This window comes from Shigella sp. FC1967, from assembly GCF_001743005.1.
In the GTDB taxonomy this organism is placed as follows: domain Bacteria; phylum Pseudomonadota; class Gammaproteobacteria; order Enterobacterales; family Enterobacteriaceae; genus Proteus.
The window spans coordinates 1-304 of record NZ_MIIZ01000068.1 but is presented as its reverse complement, the minus strand read 5'-3'; the positions used below and the strand labels follow the sequence as shown (position 1 = coordinate 304).

The 304-nt window shown below is 51.6% G+C and carries 1 rRNA gene; it reads right to left on the bottom strand.

Annotated features, from left to right (window positions below):
* Positions 1-304: ribosomal RNA gene (locus BHE89_RS00555) — 23S ribosomal RNA — on the bottom strand; the annotation flags it as partial.

The following is a 304-nucleotide window of genomic DNA, read 5'->3' as shown; positions in this document are numbered from 1 at the left end:
TCCTTCACCCGAGTTCTCTCAAGCGCCTGAGTATTCTCTACCTGACCACCTGTGTCGGTTTGGGGTACGATTGTTGATAACCTGAAGCTTAGAGGCTTTTCCTGGAAGCAGGGCATCAATTGCTTCACCACCTTAGTGGTTCGTCATCACACCTCAGCATTAAGTGACCGGATTTGCCTAATCACTCTGCCTACATGCTTGAACCGGACGACCGTCGCCCGGACCAACCTAGCCTTCTCCGTTCCCCCATCGCAGTTACCACCAGTACGGGAATATTAACCCGTTTCCCATCGACTACGCTTTT